The sequence below is a fragment of the Algibacter pacificus genome (assembly GCF_008033385.1).
Taxonomy (GTDB): Bacteria; Bacteroidota; Bacteroidia; order Flavobacteriales; family Flavobacteriaceae; genus Algibacter; species Algibacter pacificus.
The window spans coordinates 1-524 of the sequence record NZ_VOGY01000057.1 but is presented as its reverse complement, the minus strand read 5'-3'; the positions used below and the strand labels follow the sequence as shown (position 1 = coordinate 524).

At 36.6% G+C, this 524-nt stretch carries 1 protein-coding gene; it reads left to right on the top strand.

All coding sequences use genetic code 11. The annotated features are described in order from the left end of the window. Positions 1–24 precede the first annotated feature (24 nt). Positions 25–524 (top strand): DUF4625 domain-containing protein (locus FQU21_RS17350; protein ID WP_246124862.1); only part of this gene is annotated, 500 nt, incomplete at its 3' end.

Sequence of the window (524 nt, the reverse complement as noted above, 5' to 3'; positions counted from 1 at the left end):
AATAATCAAATTAATAATTAAACAATGAAAACAACAGTTATGAAAACAAAAATTAAATCTTTAGCAATTGTAGCACTAGTAGCCACCTTTTTATTCTCCTGTGATAGTGATGATAGCCCCAAACTAGATGCACCGCAGATTTCAAATTTCGAATTTGGAGAGGGGAGCGAGCACTCTACAGAGCAGGTTGCCTTTAAAGGGTCGGACATTCATTTAGAAGCTGAAATTAATGCCGAAGCTAAAGTAAGTCGTATTTCACTCTCTATTCATGCACACGACCTTACGGTAGCTGATAATGAAGTAGAATGGGACTTTGAACAAGTTTTTACCGATGCTAAGTATTTGGTAATAAACCCTACTTTCCACGAGCACGTAGATGTTCCTGATAATATTCCTGCAGGCGAATACCATATCGAGTTAGTGGTTACCGATGAATTAGGAAATAGTACCGAAATTGAAGGCCATATAGAAATTTTAGATTATATCAGTTTAAGCGATATATCTATAGATTCAACCGTTGCACG